This window comes from Mycoplasma sp. 06067-C1-B144P-99-0482-3 (assembly GCF_051053925.1).
In the GTDB taxonomy this organism is placed as follows: domain Bacteria; phylum Bacillota_I; class Bacilli_A; order Mycoplasmatales; family Mycoplasmataceae; genus Mycoplasma; species Mycoplasma leachii.
The window spans coordinates 963774-983516 of record NZ_CP144017.1 but is presented as its reverse complement, the minus strand read 5'-3'; the positions used below and the strand labels follow the sequence as shown (position 1 = coordinate 983516).

The following is a 19743-nucleotide window of genomic DNA, read 5'->3' as shown; positions in this document are numbered from 1 at the left end:
ACCTTTATATACCCTACATCACTTAATAACTAGAAAGGAGTTGATTAAATGTTTATAGATATAAAGGGTGCAATTTCAGATGGTTTTTGATGACTTTTTATTGGGTCTATACTGCATATATTTAATGGTATTGAAAAAGTTTTAAACTTTTTAATATTTGATTTAGGTGCACTCTTACTATTTGGTAAGTCAGGATTTAGAGAATTAAATTGAAATACTATACCTGTTCCTAAGGAATTTCTTTATTTTCTTGGTTTTGCAGCAATTGTAGGTTTAGCAGTTTTCTTCATTCAACTTATAAAAGGTTATTTTAAAGGTGGAGAGAGCTTAAAAACAAACTTTATAAATTCTATCAAAGGTTTTTGAAAAGCAACTTTTGCTTTACTTGTAATACCACTTTTATTAGTTGGAATAACATTTTTATTTCGTGGTGTTGGTTATTTAATAAATCTTATATTTAAAAATAATCAAGAAACATCTTTAACAGGACAATTATATTATTTTGGTTTTAGGAATAGTTATTTAAAATCAATATTCCTAAAACAATTTAATGAAAATAGTTTTTCAGCACCTTATCATTGATTGTATGGTGGTGATTGGTCTCCATTATTATCAATAATTGCTACTTGAGCGTGTGTTTTTTCTTTGTATAAAATCATCTCAAATATGGGAGTTAAATTAGAAAAAATGTTTGCTCTAGCATTAATTTCTCCTATACCAGCAATTATGCAAATTAGAGATAATGGTGAGAAACTAGCAAACTGAAAAAATGAATTTGAAAAGATTGTATTTGGTGTAATTGGTGGTTATTTTTCTTATTTTCTTTTTGAAAGATTATTAGAATATATTATGAAAATTGAAAATGTTCTTGCTTATAGTGGTAATTTAAATTCAACACTTATTTTAATTTTACAATTAGGTCTAATACTTGGACTAACTCGTTTAATTTTTAGTTTTTCTAATTATATTAGAGATTTATTTACATTTAATGCTACTTTGTCTTCTGAGATTTCAGATGGTCATTCAAACACTTCAAATCCAATAGCCAAAGTCTTGTCTTACACTCCTATTGGACTAGCAGCTTCAATAATTAAAAATACTTTCAATGCTAAATATAACAGACGAGCAACAGCAAAAGTAAATGAAAAAACCAAAATAAGAATGCAAAAAAAACGTATAAATCAAAACAAGAAGAAATGAGAAAAGACTTGAAAAACACACTAAAGAAAATCAATCAAAAGAAAATAAGGTATATCTAGGTATACACCTTTATATACCCTACATCACTATATAGAAAAGAAAAATAAAATGAAACAGCCTTTAATAACAAAAGCTTTTGGACAAGCAAAATTTAAAATATATGGTTTTAATATAATAGACTTGGGTTATATGTTTTTAGCAGTTATATTATCTTTAATAGTGGGTGTTTCTGTTTCAAACAATGTCTTTATTAAAATTGTTGCAATGCTAGGTATACTTATTGTTTTTGCAATAGGTTTAATACCAACACCAATTGGGATGATTTGAAAAATTCTTCCTAGTGTTATATTAAAATTTATTTCTAAAAATATATATGAATCAAAAGAAGAAATTGCAAATGAATTACCAATTAAAAAAATTGAAGTTGATTTTTTGATAAGTAAACAAAATACCAAAAATGTAGCATTTGAAGTAAATGGTATTGATTTATCAATTTTAGAAGACAAAGATGTTGAACTTAAAATAAAATTATATGAGCAATTTCTAAAGAGTTTAGATGTTGAAGTTTATCAAATTAAAATTGATAAGCAATTACAATTAGATAAATATGAACAATGATTAACTCAACACCAACAAGGTACTAAAAATGCTGAAAAAATTAAACAATTAGATGATTACATAAATCAAATTAAAGAAAAAGAACTTGAATATAATTCTAAATTTTATTTAGTTTTTTCAAGTAAAGACAATCAAAGTTTACAAAATGCAATTAAAAATTTAAAAATCTTTTTTAGCAAAATTGAATTGACATATAAACAATTAGAAAACTTTGAATTTATTAACTTACTAAAAGATATGTATTTTGACTTTGATAAGGATGATTTTACCCAACAAGATATAAAAGAACATATAGATAATATAGATTATTTATTAAGTTATGATAACTTAAAAATTAAAAATAATTATATGATTTTTGCAAATAACGAATATGAGACTTATATTTCTTGTAAAACATTAAAAGAATATGCTTCATCTCCTGATATAAGTTGATTTTTTGATATTTCAACAGAACGTGGAACAGTTGTATCTAGAATTTCTCCACTTAAACAACAGCAAATTAATAGAATGGTTAATAATGCTAATATAAAAGCAAGAGTTAATCAAAAACTTAATAAGCAAGTAAAATTAACTGATGTTATTACAGAAGAAGCAAACATTGATTCAATTCAAGAATTAGCAGCGAATCTAAAATTAGGTAATGAAAAATTATTTTTAATATCTACTACATTCATTAGCTTTGGTGATAGTTTATCGGATTTAAAAGAAAATGAAAACAATATAAAATTAGAACTTTCAAATAATGACTTTGTTTTATCTAATCAATCATTTAAACAATTTGAAACCTTTATAAACTCTTTTCCACTTGGTTTAGCTTCAAATAAAAATATAGTTTTAAAACAAGAAATAAGCTCATGAGCATTAGCAAATAGTTTTCCATTTGTAGATAACAATTGAACAGATATTAGTGGAATTTATTTTGGTGATACTTTGAATTACTCACCGTTTATCATTGATTTTTTCAAAAGAAAAAGTAATGTCTTAAATTGTAATGCTACTGTAATTGGTGCTAGTGGTTCTGGTAAAAGTGTAACTATGAAAAAACTAGTTAACTTTAATTGTGTTGCTGGTATTAAAACAATCATTTTTGACCCAGAAAGAACAGAATTTTTACCATTAATAAAAAAATGAAATGGTCAAATAATTAATGTTGCATTAGGTAATAAAACTAAAATTAACCCATTAGAGATATTTAAGAATGTTGAAAATGATAATTTAAATATTAACTCTATTATTTCAAATCACTTACAAGTATTAGAAGAGTGATTTTCAAATCTATTTTCTAACTTAGAAGAAATAGTTTTAGAAGCATTCTTAATTTCAATTCAAAATTGCTACAAAAACTCTAAATTTTACAATAAACCAATTAAAGATTGAACAAGTCAAGATTTCCCAACATTTGATGATTTAAAACCATATGTTTTAGATGAAGTTTCAAAAGCACAATCAAGATTAATTAGATTAGAATATATTATTAATAACTTTGTTGGGAATGGTAAATATGCTAACTTATGAAATGGTTATACTAATATAGATTTAACTAATGATTTAATTTTATTTGACTTTGCTGATTTTGGTTCTGGTGGACAAAATACTAGAATTAAAGCAGCACAGCTATCACTATTAGTTAAAATTGTAGATAACATCATATGAAATAACGACTTAACAATACGTCAACCAATTCAAATCATAGTTGATGAAGCACACACATTTATAAGCAGTGACAACACTTATGCTTTAAATATGATGTCTACATTTGCAAGACGTATTAGAAAAAGAAATGGTTCATTTATTCTAGCAACTCAAAATATTTCTGACTTTGTTAAACCAGGAGCAATTAAAGACGCAAGAGATATCATTAATAACACTCAATTCTCATTTATTGGAAAACTTATGCCCCAAGATTTAAAAGATTTAGATACTTTATATTCTAAATTTAATGGGTTTACTGAAAATGAAATGACTAATATCAGAACTCAAGAAGTAGGTAATTTCTTATTCATTAATGGTGGTATAGAAAAAATATTTTTTAAAACCAATATAAGTGATTTAGAACAACAAAACATTGGAATAAAAGTTTAATTTAAGAACCTTTAAGGTTCTTTTTTTACGAACAATTTAGTCGGATTTCCGACCTTTTTGTCTGTAAAGATTTTAATTTATTAGAAAATATTTTATTAAATCTAAACTCTTTATTATTTATAGCTCATCTCTTGACTTAATTTAATTTCTATGATATTATATTAATATATATTTATATTTTTAAGTACTACAACTCAACCAATAATATATTAAAAAGCATTATTTATAAGTAATGCCTTTTTGTCTTGCTTATAACAACCACTTAAAACCTGGTTGTTTTTTGTTTATTGACTTAATTTAAACCCAATACAATAGAAAGGGCTAACATATGAAAAAATATAAAAAAATATTAATTCACAACAACAAAGGTGGTGTTGGTAAAACTCTTATCACTTCAAATTTGGCAGTTTATTTAGCAAGTCAAGGTAAGAAAGTATTACTTATTGATTTTGATAGACAACGATCATTAACAAATTTTTTCACTAATTCAAAACAAGAAGAATCATTCAAAATTTTTAACAAAAATGAAACAGTAGATATTATTCCTACAGATGTAGAAAACATTTGAATAATTCCGGGAGATTCAAAAGTTGAACCATTATTACCTTTTATGACTATGGATGCAAGTTTTAGAAAATTTGAAAATCAATATTTTGATGATTTTGATTATATATTCTTTGATTTACATTCAGCATTAACAAATTCAACAACTCTATCTTATAAAAATGCAGATTCAGTTATTTTTATAACAGATACTTCATTAAACTCAGCAAGCATATTGACTGAATTTGTTGAAGATTGACATTCTACTTTATCTGAAAGTGGACTTGATAATAACATAAAAGCAGTTATTTTGAATAGATTTCAACCAACAAAGCAACCACTAGAAACACTAGAACTTTTAAAAAGAAAAGTCCCACAATACTTATTAAAAACTGTAATACCAAATCAAGCAAATATTTCAAAATCAATACTACCTGAACAAAAATGAATGTTTGAATCACCAACAACTAAACAATTATTTATAGATTTAGTTAATGAATTAAAAGAAAGGAAAGCATTATAATGTCTAAAAATTTATTTAGTGAACAATATTCAAATCATGGTCTAAGTTACAAACAATCATCTACAAGAAGAGTTTGTATAACTATTCCTAAAAAGGTAGTTGATTTAGAAATTCAATATGAAAAAAGATTTGGTATGAAACCTAACCGTTCTCAAATGTATGCTAACTTTTTAAAACAACTTTTAGAAAATGTTCCTGGTGATTAGTATGAATAAAAATATTAAAAAATTCCCAATTTTGGACACTATATTTTTAAAATATAAATGATTATTTATTTTATTCTAAAGAGTGACATAATATTGAACCAACTAAACTAGTAAAACAACTAACTAGTAAACCATCACATTGATTAGTTAGAAAATGGATTATTACTTGTTTAAAACAACATTATTTAAGTTATTTTATTATAAATGCTTTGTTGATTTATTGTTTTGGTGTTTCAAAATGACTTTGTGCTATTCAATTAGATCGAATGAGTGAATTTGTTTTAAGAAAAAACATTAAGAATATTAACAAATTACTTACTATATTACCTAACAAAGTTTATATATAAGTGTGTTAAGTATATACCTTGATATACCTTAAACAAAACTAGAAAAAAGTTTAATTAATTAATTTAATTATTAATTTAATAAATAGAAAACCAAAATTATTTTTTATAAAATTGAAAGGAGAAAGGAAAAGTGGATAAAAAATCTAAAACTAACCAAGAAATTGAAGATAATTCTAAAATAAAACAAAAATCAAAATCTACATCAAACAAGAAACTAAACAAAAAAGCAATTTCTTATATTATGTTAGCTTCACTTTGAGCTGGTTCAGGATTTGGTTGATTTTTGTATTATTATAACCATCAAAAATCAGTTCCTGTACTAAGAAAAGGTTATGAAGAACAATACTATAAAGAACTTGAAAAGTGATTAACTCCCCAACAAAGAAAACAACGTGAAGAATTTTTAAAACAAGCAAAAGAGTATGAAAAACAACTTAAACTTGAAAAAGAAAAACGATTAGAATACGCTTCAAGACATTTAGTTAAGTTTATTAACGACTTTGATTTAGGTGCTATAAATGATAATCAAGACAAGACAATTATTTCAATACTTGAAAATAAATTTGAACAAGTTAAAGGTCAAATTAGAGTTGATGAAACTTTTAAAACAAAAGAATATGCAAGAATTATTCCTATTAAAAACAGCAAATATAACGGTGAAGTTACAGTTAACTTTACAATTAAAACTAAGCTAAATACAGTTATAACAAAACTTTATTTAGACAAGTTTGATAATCCAACCCAAGAACAAATCATCGCTAAGGTTAATGAACTTAACCCAGATTTAAATTTAACTAAAGATGATATAACTGTTGAAATAAAAACTAATGAAAACAAAGCAGTTATCAAAGCAAAACCAGACAGTTCTAAATATCAAGGTCAAGTTGAAGTTACATATAATATTAGACCAAAAATTGCTGACAAAATTTCAACAACTAGTTTAGGTGCTTTACTAGATAAAGATAAAAATTCAATTCTTAATGCTATAAATAAAGCAAATGAGAATCTAAATCTAACTTTAGACCAAGTTGATATTGATCCTATAAATGATACTAGTGCAATTGTTAAAGCAAAAGAAAACAACAATTACCAAGGACAAGTTACAGTTAACTTTACAGTTAAAAAACAACTTGAGCAAGAAGCAAAACAACTAAATCTAGGTGCTTTATTAGACAATAAAGAACAATCAATCTTTGAAGCATTTAAAAACTCAAACAAAAATGTTAACTTAAACCTAAGTGATGTCACAATTGGTGAAAGAAGAAATGGTAGTGCAACTATCACTGTTAAACCAACCAACAATGATTATCAGGGAAAAGTTACAGTTACATTTACAATTAAAACTAAACTTCAAGATATTATAACAAAACTTCATTTAGACAAGTTTGATAATCCAACCCAAGAACAAATCATCACTAAGGTTAATGAACTTAACCCAGATTTAAATTTAACTAAAGATGATATAACTGTTGAAATAAAAACTAATGAAAACAAAGCAGTTATCAAAGCAAAACCAGACAGTTCTAAATATCAAGGTCAAGTTGAAGTTACATATAATATTAGACCAAAAATTGCTGACAAAATTTCAACAACTAGTTTAGGTGCTTTACTAGATAAAGATAAAAATTCAATTCTTAATGCTATAAATAAAGCAAATGAGAATCTAAATCTAACTTTAGACCAAGTTGATATTGATCCTATAAATGATACTAGTGCAATTGTTAAAGCAAAAGAAAACAACAATTACCAAGGACAAGTTACAGTTAACTTTACAGTTAAAAAACAACTTGAGCAAGAAGCAAAACAACTAAATCTAGGTGCTTTATTAGACAATAAAGAACAATCAATCTTTGAAGCATTTAAAAACTCAAACAAAAATGTTAACTTAAACCTAAGTGATGTCACAATTGGTGAAAGAAGAAATGGTAGTGCAACTATCACTGTTAAACCAACCAACAATGATTATCAGGGAAAAGTTACAGTTACATTTACAATTAAAACTAAACTTCAAGATATTATAACAAAACTTTATTTAGACAAGTTTGATAATCCAACCCAAGAACAAATCATCACTAAGGTTAATGAACTTAACCCAGATTTAAATTTAACTAAAGATGATATAACTGTTGAAATAAAAACTAATGAAAACAAAGCAGTTATCAAAGCAAAACCAGACAGTTCTAAATATCAAGGTCAAGTTGAAGTTACATATAATATTAGACCAAAAATTGCTGACAAAATTTCAACAACTAGTTTAGGTACTTTACTAGATAAAGATAAAAATTCAATTCTTAATGCTATAAATAAAGCAAATGAGAATCTAAATCTAACTTTAGACCAAGTTGATATTGATCCTATAAATGATACTAGTGCAATTGTTAAAGCAAAAGAAAACAACAATTACCAAGGACAAGTTACAGTTAACTTTACAGTTAAAAAACAACTTGAGCAAGAAGCAAAACAACTAAATCTAGGTGCTTTATTAGACAATAAAGAACAATCAATCTTTGAAGCATTTAAAAACTCAAACAAAAATGTTAACTTAAACCTAAGTGATGTCACAATTGGTGAAAGAAGAAATGGTAGTGCAACTATCACTGTTAAACCAACCAACAATGATTATCAGGGAAAAGTTACAGTTACATTTACAATTAAAACTAAACTTCAAGATATTATAACAAAACTTCATTTAGACAAGTTTGATAATCCAACCCAAGAACAAATCATCACTAAGGTTAATGAACTTAACCCAGATTTAAATTTAACTAAAGATGATATAACTGTTGAAATAAAAACTAATGAAAACAAAGCAGTTATCAAAGCAAAACCAGACAGTTCTAAATATCAAGGTCAAGTTGAAGTTACATATAATATTAGACCAAAAATTGCTGACAAAATTTCAACAACTAGTTTAGGTACTTTACTAGATAAAGATAAAAATTCAATTCTTAATGCTATAAATAAAGCAAATGAGAATCTAAATCTAACTTTAGACCAAGTTGATATTGATCCTATAAATGATACTAGTGCAATTGTTAAAGCAAAAGAAAACAACAATTACCAAGGACAAGTTACAGTTAACTTTACAATTAAAACTAAACTTCAAGATATTATTAGAAATACAAATTTAGGTTATATAAAAGACAATACATCAAGAACCTTACTTGACCTAATCAATTCTAAAAATGATTGATCAATGAATGAAAATCATATAAAACTTAATAATATAACTAATACTTCAGCAACTATAACACCTAAGTCAAATGGTTCAGAAAATAAATATCAAGGACAAGTTATAGTTAACTTCAAAATTAAAACTAAACTTCAAGATATTATTAGAAATACAGATTTAGGTTATATAAAAGAAAAAAACTTTAATTCTATCTTAAAAGCAATTAATGAAAAAAATCCTGGAATTAATTTAACTAGCTCTGATATAGCATGAAGATCACTACAAAGAGGTCAACAAGTTGAAATATACCCAGAAACAAATAGTCAATATAACCCATCTAACAAATATCAAGGACAAGTTACAGTTAACTTCAAAATTAAAACTAAACTTCAAGATATTATTAGAAATACAGATTTAGGTTATATAAAAGAAAAAAACTTTAATTCTATCTTAAAAGCAATTAATGAAAAAAATCCTGGAATTAATTTAACTAGCTCTGATATAGCATGAAGATCACTACAAAGAGGTCAACAAGTTGAAATATACCCAGAAACAAATAGTCAATATAACCCATCTAACAAATATCAAGGACAAGTTATAGTTAACTTCAAAATTAAAACTAAACTTCAAGATATTATTAGAAATACAGATTTAGGTTATATAAAAGAAAAAAACTTTAATTCTATCTTAAAAGCAATTAATGAAAAAAATCCTGGAATTAATTTAACTAGCTCTGATATAGCATGAAGATCACTACAAAGAGGTCAACAAGTTGAAATATACCCAGAAACAAATAGTCAATATAACCCATCTAACAAATATCAAGGACAAGTCCGATTAACTTTTATTACAAAACCACCAATGCCAGAAAAACAGCATGTTTATGATGGTACAAAAGTTGTTCAAATAGGTTGAAAGACTCTTGAAAATGGTACAGTTCAAATTAAACAATTTAGACCAGCCACAACTGAAGTTCCTGTTGAACTTCCACCATGAATAACTAGTTTATATGGTGCATTTGTCGGTCTTGAATCTAGCAGTGTAAAAAATCTTGATAAATGAAACACCTCAAATGTAACTGATATGGGGGAAATGTTTTATGGGGCTGAAAAATTCAACCAACCACTAAACAATTGAAAAACAGAAAATGTAGTTGATATGAATCATATGTTTTTTTGAGCTAGTTCATTTAATCAAGATATTTCAATGTGAAATACTTCAAATGTAACTAATATGGCAGGTATGTTTTTTGGTGCTTATAATTTTAACCAAAATATTTCAATCTGAGATGTCTCTAATGTAACTGATATGAGTTATATGTTTAAAGGAGCACAAAACTTTAACCAAGATATTTCAATGTGAGATGTTGGTAAAGTAACTAAATGAGATAATTTTGGTTGGGGGATATTTTCATCTAAACTTTGACAAATCCCAGAAAAATTTAGATAGTGTTGACTCCATCTTAAATTAGAGAAAAATATAATAAATAATAAATTTTCAAAAAATATATATAATAAAAATGAAAGGATTATATATAATGAAAAAAATATTAACACTACTGACAATTTCAACATTAACATTGTCTGGAGTTGCTGTGGGGGGTTACTTATTAACCAATAATCTTAACCAAGTTTTATCAACAAACAATTATCAGAAACAAAAACAAAAAGAGACAAACCCTCAATTAAAAGAAAAACAGCATGTTTATGATGGTACAAAAGTTGTTCAAATAGGTTGAAAGACTCTTGAAAATGGTACAGTTCAAATTAAACAATTTAGACCAGCCACAACTGAAGTTCCTGTTGAACTTCCACCATGAATAACTAGTTTATATGGTGCATTTGTCGGTCTTGAATCTAGCAGTGTAAAAAATCTTGATAAATGAAACACCTCAAATGTAACTGATATGGGGGAAATGTTTTATGGGGCTGAAAAATTCAACCAACCACTAAACAATTGAAAAACAGAAAATGTAGTTGATATGAATCATATGTTTTTTTGAGCTAGTTCATTTAATCAAGATATTTCAATGTGAAATACTTCAAATGTAACTAATATGGCAGGTATGTTTTTTGGTGCTTATAATTTTAACCAAAATATTTCAATCTGAGATGTCTCTAATGTAACTGATATGAGTTATATGTTTAAAGGAGCACAAAACTTTAACCAAGATATTTCAATGTGAGATGTTGGTAAAGTAACTAAATGAGATAATTTTGGTTGGGGGATATTTTCATCTAAACTTTGACAAATCCCAGAAAAATTTAGAAATTATAATCCTAACAATACAAAAACACTATCAATTGTTTTAGGGATTATAGGTGGTATTGCAGGTATAGGTATACTAGGTTCTGCAATTTATCTATATAAACGTAAAAAATCTAATCAATAATTTTAATCAAACACCTATTTCCCCCCGCTACCATAAACACGGACTAAAATTTTTCAATATTATAACAGGATTGTTTTCTGAATTGTACAGGAGACAATCCTTTTAATTTTTCTTTTATTCTTATGTTGTTATATCAATAAATATATTTATGAATCCTTTTAGTTAACTCTTCTACTGAATTATATTTTTCACCATAATAAATTTCTTGTTTTAATAAACCAAAGAAGTTTTCTATAATAGCATTATCTAAGCAATTACCTTTTCTAGACATACTTTGTGTTATGTTATTTTCTTCTAGTTTTTTAACTCAGCTAATGTGTTGATAATGAAATCCCTGATCAGAGTGAATTAACAAACCATTTGTATTTTTAACCTTTTTAAGTGCTTTTTCTAGCATTGAATTTGTTAAGTTTAAGTTAGGATTAGTTTGAATCGAATACGAAATAATTTCATCATTGTAAAGATCAATAATTGGTGATAAATATAACTTTTGACCATTAACTTTAAACTCTGTTACATCAGTGCATCAAACTTTGTTTTCTTGTAAAGAATGAAAATTTCTTTTTAAAACATTATCTGCAATTTTTCCAACAGTTCCTTTATAAGAACTATATCTTCCATTTTTTGTTCTAAATTTGATACACTGAACACCAAGCTCTTTAGTTAACCTTAAAATTTTTTTGTGATTAACAATATATCCTTTTGATTCTAAAGCTATTTTTAGCCTTCTATACCCATATGTTTCAAATGATTTGTTAAAAATATCAACAATCATTTCCTTTAATTCTTTGTTTTTATCTATTGTATTTTCTAACTTATGTTTTCATTCATAAAAAGAAGATTTAGGCAGCTTGGCTATTTTTAAGAGAATAGAAATTTTAACTTTTTTGTGTGTTTTTAGTAATTCTAAAACTACTTTTGTTTTTTCCTTGTTGATTTTTGTTTTGTCAACAAGGTGTGGAACTTTTTTCAGAATTCAGCCTCCAACTTATAGTATTCAACTTGTTCTTTTAATTCCTTAATCTGTTGTTCATTATTAATTTCTACTTGAGATTTCTTTATTTTAGTTGGTTTTTTATTAGGGTTTTTCATATTTTTCTTAGGTCTCCCTATATTATTATTTAACCCTAAAAATCCATATTCTTTATACTTTTTAAATCATCCAGCTATAGTTGATGAATAAACAATATTAAATTTTCTTGCAATTTCATCATAAGACTGATTAGTTTTAAGTTTATATAATACAATTTTGAGTTTTAATTTTGGACTATAATAAGGTTTTTTATCCTTATTAATAAGTCCTTCAATTCCGAATGCTTCAAATCTATTAATTAAATTTTTTACAGTTGAATCTGAAATATTATACTTATTTGCTAAATAAGTGCTCCTTTTTACATTAAGTTTTTTAGCTTCTTTAACAATTTTTAACTTTTTTTCTAAATCTAATTTGGACATATAAAAACCCCATTTCCTGGATTTTTAGTCCGGAATATGGGGTTCGGGGGATTTAAAAATTAGGTGTTTTTTTTAATACTATTTTGTTTATACTTTAAAAACTAATTTTACAAGATATTTTACTATGAGTTGATGTAAACCGCCTACCAAAGTAAAACACCTCCTTATTTTGATTATTAAACCCCTTAAAACATACTTTAATAATTATTAGAAATTAAAAGTATGTTATTTTATTTGTTTTAATAAATATAAAAAAGTCTAAATAATTAAATTAAATTCCCTTTATTCTAAAGTACTTTATTAATCCTATATAACTAAATATACACCTAGATATACTTCTATATACCTTGTGATTAGAGTTGTTATTTTATGTATTTAAAATAAGTAAAAACTTATATTCAAATATTATAATTAGTCAAAAATAGTATAAATAGGTGATATTAATGAAATATAGCTTAGAATTTAAACACAAGGTATTTAATGAATTTAAATTTAAATCCTTAAAAGAATTATCTAGTATTTACAATATAAACTACAACACACTTAAATATTGAAAATATCAAACACAAAAAATATTATTAAAGAAAATTAATCATCAATCACAAGTTTTATTCAAACACCAACAAAATTTGAATGGTTTATTAAAAATAAAAGAGATTTGACAAAAACAAAACAAAAAAAGCATTTCTGTTTTTCACCAAATATATCAAATTCAAAAAGAATTTAATATTCCAATAAATAAAATATTAAACACTATTAGTGTTTCAAAGAGTTTATATTACAAAAGATTAAAACAAGTTGAAGTAAATATAAATAAACCTAATAAATTAGAACAATTAATTATTAAAATATTTGTTAATAATCATAATTTAATAGGTTATAGAAAAATAAAACAAAAACTTTTTGAATTATATAACCTAGTTGTTAATCATAAAGTTATTTTAAAAATAATGAGAAAGTGAAACCTAGTAGTTGGTTGGTTGAAAAACAAATCAAAAACACCACATCATAAATCAGGTAAAAATAAATTTAATATACCAGATTTAGTTAATCGTGATTTTAATCAATTTAAACAACAAGGACAAGTAGTTTATACAGATGTTACATATATAACTTTAAATAAGCAAAAATACTATCTTTCTACTACTATTGATGGTTTTTCAAAAGAAATTATAGATTATAGAATAAGTAATAAAAATGACACTCATTTAGTTGTTAAAAACCTAAAACACACAATTAAAAAATATCAACAATTAAATATTGATATATCAGGTTTAATCATTCACTCAGATCATGCATTAGTTTATGAATCAAAACAGTTTAGAAAACTTTGTTTAAAATACAACATTAGACAATCAATGGGTGTCAACTATTCTTGTTTAGATAATGCTGTAATTGAGAGTTTTCATGGACAACTTAAAAAGGGAACAATTCACTCAAATAAAAAGTTTTATAAATCAATATTTGACTATTTAAAAAATATTGATATTTGGTGTAAGTGATATAACAAATCTAAAAACTCAAGCATTAAGTTAAACAAAAGAAAATTACTAATCTGTTAATATTTTTAAATACCCTATACAACCTTAATAGTTATAAGGTTTAATAAAATCTTGATAAATTAAAAATTACAAAATCTAAAAAAAGTGCTTATAAAATAAGAGCATAGTTTTTGTTTTGCAAAATTTTTAATTTTTTTTAAATTTGGGTTTATAATTTTTAAAAAATATGTTAAATTAAAAGTAACTAATCAATATTTAATTGATATTTTACTTGTTTTTGCTTAAGGTAGCAGTACATTTTCATTAGCATTTATTTCTTTAACAAATTTTGAATAAACAAAAAACTCTGTTAAACCATTTTTTAATATATTTTTTCTATCAGCAACAAATTCATTTAAGTTATAAAAATCTCTTCAATTCAATTTATTTTTATCACTATGTTGAACTAAAGTTTCTAAAGTAATTAATTCTGGTAATGAATATGCAATATCTGTTTCATAATATTCTTTTTCATTAAATGCTTTATTACTAGTAGTTTTACCTAAAATTTGATTAAACTTATCTTCAGAATCAAATAATTTTTTATTAACTTTTTTAAGAACATCTGATGTTAAGTCTTTTTGTTTTAATAAACTAACTACACTATTATCAGACTCAAATTCTTTTAAAAGACCTTCTAATTCTTTTTCTTTTCCATTAGATTTTAATTTAATATTTTCTTTAATTTGTAAAATAAAATTTTTTACTTTGTCTTCTAATTCTTGTTTAGCATTAGAAAAATTAACATAATTTTTAAGTGCAACATAAGTTTTATTACCATTAGAAGTCATTTGTTCAGTTAAAACATCAGAAAAAGCATTATGAATAATGTATTTTGATTTATCATTAAAAGTTAAAACTAATTTTTTATCAATAATCTTATTAGTATTATCTTGTTTTACTTCTGCATCACTAATAGTTTTTTCTTCTAAAGCAACATTCTTTGGATTTATTTTTTCAAAAAATTTATAAGAATCATTTTCTTTTTTATACTCAGAAAGTTTAATTTCTAATTTTTTACGAGCTTCTTGTAAACTATTTGCTGGAATAGCAAACAAATATGGGGATTTATCTTCTAATCTTTTCTTTTCTAATTCAGAATAAGTTTTAGAAAATTTACTTTGTCAATTTTCTTGTTTATAAACAAAAACTTTTTGTTCTTTTACAAAACTAACATTAGTAATTCCTCTAAAGTATGACTTATTAATTGTTTGTTGAGATAAATTAGCTAGCGAATTATAGTTTTTAACATTAGCTAAAAAACCTTCTAAGTCTTTTTGAGTTAGAACTTGTTGGTTCAATTTATAGGTTAATGACTCATAAGCGTTACCTCTACCACTCAAATTAGAATAAATAGGAAGTGTTCCAAAAAAAGCATCAGGATAAAACTTAATAGTTGTTTCTTCTTTGTTTTTATTACTATGTGCTCCTAAAGTAATGCTATTACCACTCATTTCAACACCCTTAACAATTGAAAACGATTTTAGAGTAATAATTTCAGGACCTCAAGAAACATTTTTCATAAATCATTTAGTGAATTTGTAAAATTCTTGTGGGCTTACAGCTTCTATATATTGATTGTAAAAATTAAATGAACCATATCTAATATTTAAATAAGGTAAGGCTTGATACTTTTGATAATACTGTTGTAAATATTGATCAACACTTATTTCTTTTTTATTAAATTTAACTATGTTTTTTTCTGGATCATACTTTACACTTTTCTTATTATTATGAACTTCAGAAAATTCAGTTACAGGCAAAGCATTAGGATCAATAAAAGCATTTTTAAATGATTCTTCATCAACAAAATTTTTACGACCAAGTTTTTCAATAGATGTAGTTGAGTATTTATAAGCAGATCCTAAAACAGCAGTAGTTGCAACAATAATTAAACTAGCAGATATAGCATATTTGTGTCATACGTATTTTTTAAAATTTATTTTTGACATAAGCAATACTCCTTAATCAATGTTTTTATTATGTTCATTTTTGAGAAAAAAGCAGAGACATACAATCTCAATATGAATAAAATATTGCAACATTTAAGTAATTACTAACATCAATTACAAGATATTACTAAAATAAATTTCAAAAATTAGTTAGCTTTCATGTTAATAATATTTCTCTTTTCTAGTTGCTTATTCTATGTTAATAGAAATAATACCACAAAGACTTTTATATTTGCAAATGCTTTTTTTGTTTTTTTATTAATAAATTAATAAAAATAAAAAGCAAAATTTGGAAAATAATTGCAAAAAAACGCCTTTTTTAAGGGTTTTTCTTATAATTTAGCTTTTAATTTACTAATATTTCAGAAAACAAAGCTTATTTTTTATTTCTAAAAAAAATAAAAAAAACTAGTTCTAAAACTAGTTTTTATTGATCCAAATTATTTAAATTAATATTCTTTAATAGGTTCAACATTTTTAAATGAAACTTCTAAAGTAGTTCATCTTCCAAACATTTCAATAGCAACAAAAGCTACACCTTTTGAATAGTCCATGTCTTTAACAGTACCTTCTTCATTTTCATGAATACCAGATTTAACTTTAACAACATCACCAATTTTAAAATCAGCAGTAAACAAAGCTTTTTTAGCGACTGCTTCATTTTTTTGTTTAGTTTCTTGTTCTTTTTCTTCTTCATGAGCTTGTTGAATTTCTTCAATATTTGGTACTAACATATTTAAAGTTTCTTCAATAGTTAAAGGAGAAGGTTTAGCCCCACGACCACTTGAACCAATAAATCCAGTTACCCCAGGAGTATTTCTAATTAAAAATCAAGCCTTTTCACTCATAATCATATTAATAAAAATATAACCTGGAAACTTATTTTTAGTTGAAGTTTTTCCTGATTTACTTACTTGATTCGCTTTTGAAATTTTTATTGAAAAAACTTCATCTTCAATATTAGCTGATTTAATTTTTTGTTGTAGATCACCTAAAACTTTTTCTTCATGCCCAGTTTGACAAGAAATTACAAATCATTGTCCTTTAGCTTCTAACAACTCATCTTCTAGTTGTTTAATTTCTTCATAAGTCATAAATTGTCTCTCCTAATTAAAATGCTTTTATTAATCTAAATAAATGTTGAATCACAATATCTACACCAAAAAATAACAAAGCAAAAATACTCATAAAAATAATTACTATTAAAAATTTTTTACCTAAACTTCCTGAACCAGTTCATCTAATTTTAAAAAATTCTTTAGACATTCTTATTGGAAGCTCTTTAAATCATTTTCTAAAATTTTTTGGTTGTTTTTCTTTTTTAACTTTTAATTTCTTTTTAGTTGCTTTAGAAATTTTTTGTGTATTTTTAGGTTTTATAAGTTCATTTTGTTCAACTTGATCTATACTAATTTCTTTTTCCATTATCTTGTTTCCTTATGTAGGGTATGTGCATTACAAGTAGTGCAAAATTTTTTAATTTCTAGTCTTTGTTTTTGAGTTAAACCACTCTTATTAACAGAATAATTTCTACTTAAACACTCAACACAAACTAATGTTGCTTTTTTATTTGTTGAACTTCTCATATAAAACCTCCAAAGATACTAACAATTAATATTATATATATATTTCTTTTAATTAAAAAACTATGACAATTTGTTCAAATAATTTGCTATTCAAAAACAAATAATTGAACAAGCAACACTTGCATTAAATGAATCAATGTTTTTATTAGATGGAACATAAATATTAAAATCACTATTTTTTGTTAATAACTCACTAACACCTTTTTGCTCATTTCCAATAATTACAACAGTTTTATTAGCAAACTGGGTTTTTGTCATATCAGTTGAATTTTGATTTAAATTAGTTGCATAAATTCAAAATCCATTATTTTTTAAAATTTTAATAGCATTATTTAAATTATTAGTTTTACTTATTTTAATATCAAAAGCTGAACCGCTACTTGTTTTAAGAACTGTTGAGTTAACTTGTACTTGTTTTTTATCTAAAATAATAATTCCATCAACATTTAATAAACTACAACTTCTAATAATTGCTCCAAAATTATAAGGATCATGAATTTGATCTAAAACTAAAACTAATGATTTTTCTTTTGTATTTAAGTCATTAATTAATTCATCAAATGGCGTATAGTTAAAATCTTTAATTTCTGCAATAATTCCTTGATGTGGTTTATTTGTTTTTAATAACTGATTTAATTTATTCTCTGATACAACATTTATTTTAATTTTTGTATTTTTCAAATCAAATTCATTTAAAAGTTTTAAATTTTTAACTCAAATTTCTTTAACCATGTTTTTATGTTTTTTTAATAATTCATAAACTACATGCTTACCATAGATTAAGTTATGGTTCATATTATAAGATTCCTTGTTCTATTAAATCTTTTCTAATAAGATCAGCTTTATCAAACTCTTTGTTTTTAACTAATTGTTGTCATTTTAAAAATAATTTTTTAGCTTCTTTTTTAAAATTGTAATTAAATACATTTTTAAATCCTAAAACATCTAATATATAACTTAATGAACTAATTAATAAGTTAAAGTCTTCAAATTTATTGTCAAGTATATTCTTATTTATTTGTTTTATTAATGAATCAATTAAAGATAAAACTAAAGAAGTATTTAAATCATCATCCATATAATTATTAAATTGATCTATATATTCAGATTGATTAATCAATTCAATTTCTAAATCATTTTTAATAATAAATTGAATTGTTTTTTTACTTAAATTAGTTAATTTTTCAAAAAATTTATTAGCTTGATAAATTAAATCATCACTTATATTTAAAGGTTGAGTATAATTTGTTGTTAAAAAAATTCAACGTAAAGTATTTTTGTTATACTTTTTAATAAAGTCTTTTACTAAAATTACATTACCTAAAGATTTAGACATCTTTTCATTATTAATTTGTAAATGTCCATTATGTAATCAAATATTAGCAAGTTCTTTATTATTTTTTGCAATAAACTGAATTCTTTCATTTTCATGATGAGGGAATTTTAAATCAATTCCACCAACATGAATATCTATAGTTTGATGATTAAAATACTCATCAATTAAAAGCACACATTCAGTGTGTCAACCAGGTCTACCTAGACCAAAAACTGAATCTCATTTAATTCCTATTTCAGTTTTTTTTCACAAACTAAAATCTAAACTATAATCTTTTTTAGAATCAATCTCAATTCTTTTACCACTAATTAATTCATCTAATTTATATCCAGATAATTTACAATATTCATTTTGATATTTTTTAATATTAAAATAAACATCACCCTCAAGTTCATAAGCAGCTTTAATATTAACTAAATCTTTTATAAATTTAATCATTTCATTCATTTTCTCACTGATCAAAATGATTTTGTCAGGTTGATTAATATTTAAAGATTCTAAATCATTTAAATAAGCTTTAGTGTATTTTTGAGAAATTTCTAATTCAGTTAAATTATTATCTAAAGCTTTTAAAATGATTTTGTCATCAATATCAGTAATGTTTTGTAAATAATTAATTTTAATGTTTCTACTTTTTAAATATCTAATTAAAACATCAACTAAAATAACTGGACGAGCATTTCCTATATGAATGTAGTTATAAACAGTAGGTCCACAACAATATAAATTAATAGTTTTTTTATTTAAATTCTTTTTTGTTTTAGATAATGAATCATATAGTTGCATAAAA

The 19743-nt window shown here is 24.2% G+C and carries 13 protein-coding genes and 1 pseudogene; 7 read left to right on the top strand and 7 right to left on the bottom strand.

Annotated features, from left to right (window positions below):
* The first annotated feature begins 48 nt into the window (after positions 1–48).
* From V2P32_RS04310 to V2P32_RS04285, 6 genes are all read left to right on the top strand, one after another.
* Positions 49–1224 carry an Mbov_0396 family ICE element transmembrane protein gene (locus V2P32_RS04310; protein ID WP_434343459.1) on the top strand — a complete coding sequence of 392 codons (1176 nt, stop codon included), beginning with the start codon at positions 49–51 and terminating at the stop codon, positions 1222–1224.
* 84 nt (positions 1225–1308) lie between these two features.
* Entirely contained in the window at positions 1309–3900 is a 2592-nt protein-coding gene (locus V2P32_RS04305; RefSeq protein WP_434343458.1) for an Mbov_0397 family ICE element conjugal transfer ATPase, read from the top strand.
* A gap of 328 nt (positions 3901–4228) precedes the next feature.
* Positions 4229–4966: a ParA family protein gene (locus V2P32_RS04300; protein WP_434343457.1), complete on the top strand. Its 738-nt coding sequence runs from the start codon at positions 4229–4231 to the stop codon at positions 4964–4966.
* A complete protein-coding gene (locus V2P32_RS04295) occupies positions 4966–5172 on the top strand; it encodes a hypothetical protein (RefSeq protein ID WP_041159695.1) in 207 nt (68 codons plus the stop codon). Before V2P32_RS04300 ends, V2P32_RS04295 begins: the two co-directional genes overlap by 1 nt.
* Positions 5173–5649: 477 nt before the next feature.
* Positions 5650–10140, top strand: coding sequence for a BspA family leucine-rich repeat surface protein (locus V2P32_RS04290; RefSeq protein WP_434343456.1), 4491 nt, complete (start codon positions 5650–5652; stop codon positions 10138–10140).
* An 88-nt stretch (positions 10141–10228) separates the two neighbouring features.
* Positions 10229–11083: a BspA family leucine-rich repeat surface protein gene (locus V2P32_RS04285; protein WP_434343455.1), complete on the top strand. Its 855-nt coding sequence runs from the start codon at positions 10229–10231 to the stop codon at positions 11081–11083.
* Positions 11084–11126: 43 nt separating this feature from the next.
* Here V2P32_RS04285 and V2P32_RS04280 read toward each other — a convergent pair.
* Positions 11127–12538, bottom strand: a protein-coding gene (locus V2P32_RS04280; RefSeq protein WP_434343454.1) for an IS3 family transposase whose coding sequence is annotated in 2 segments (ribosomal slippage) — positions 11127–12046 and positions 12046–12538 — 1413 coding nt in all. Because the reading frame shifts where the segments join, the coding sequence is not laid out codon by codon here.
* A gap of 443 nt (positions 12539–12981) precedes the next feature.
* Here V2P32_RS04280 and V2P32_RS04275 point away from each other — a divergent pair.
* The gene (locus V2P32_RS04275) at positions 12982–14100 is read left to right on the top strand and encodes an IS3 family transposase (RefSeq protein ID WP_434343453.1); all 1119 of its coding nucleotides are present in this window, start codon (positions 12982–12984) and stop codon (positions 14098–14100) included.
* Positions 14101–14336: 236 nt separating this feature from the next.
* Here V2P32_RS04275 and V2P32_RS04270 read toward each other — a convergent pair.
* From V2P32_RS04270 to cysS, 6 genes and pseudogenes are all read right to left on the bottom strand, one after another.
* Positions 14337–16031: pseudogene (locus tag V2P32_RS04270) on the bottom strand (PDxFFG protein); the annotation flags it as partial.
* Positions 16032–16480: 449 nt separating this feature from the next.
* Positions 16481–17125 carry a transcription termination/antitermination protein NusG gene (gene nusG, locus V2P32_RS04265; RefSeq protein ID WP_434343452.1) on the bottom strand — a complete coding sequence of 215 codons (645 nt, stop codon included), beginning with the start codon at positions 17123–17125 and terminating at the stop codon, positions 16481–16483.
* 16 nt (positions 17126–17141) lie between these two features.
* A complete protein-coding gene (gene secE / locus V2P32_RS04260; RefSeq protein ID WP_014584349.1) occupies positions 17142–17456 on the bottom strand; it encodes a preprotein translocase subunit SecE in 315 nt (104 codons plus the stop codon).
* On the bottom strand, positions 17456–17617 hold the full coding sequence (gene rpmG, locus V2P32_RS04255; protein WP_011387009.1) for a 50S ribosomal protein L33: 162 nt from the start codon (positions 17615–17617) through the stop codon (positions 17456–17458). Before rpmG ends, secE begins: the two co-directional genes overlap by 1 nt.
* A gap of 60 nt (positions 17618–17677) precedes the next feature.
* Positions 17678–18412, bottom strand: coding sequence for a 23S rRNA (guanosine(2251)-2'-O)-methyltransferase RlmB (gene rlmB, locus V2P32_RS04250; protein ID WP_434343451.1), 735 nt, complete (start codon positions 18410–18412; stop codon positions 17678–17680).
* A 1-nt stretch (position 18413) separates the two neighbouring features.
* Positions 18414–19739, bottom strand: a complete 1326-nt coding sequence (gene cysS, locus V2P32_RS04245) for a cysteine--tRNA ligase (RefSeq protein ID WP_434343450.1) — start codon at positions 19737–19739, stop codon at positions 18414–18416.
* Positions 19740–19743: the final 4 nt, after the last annotated feature.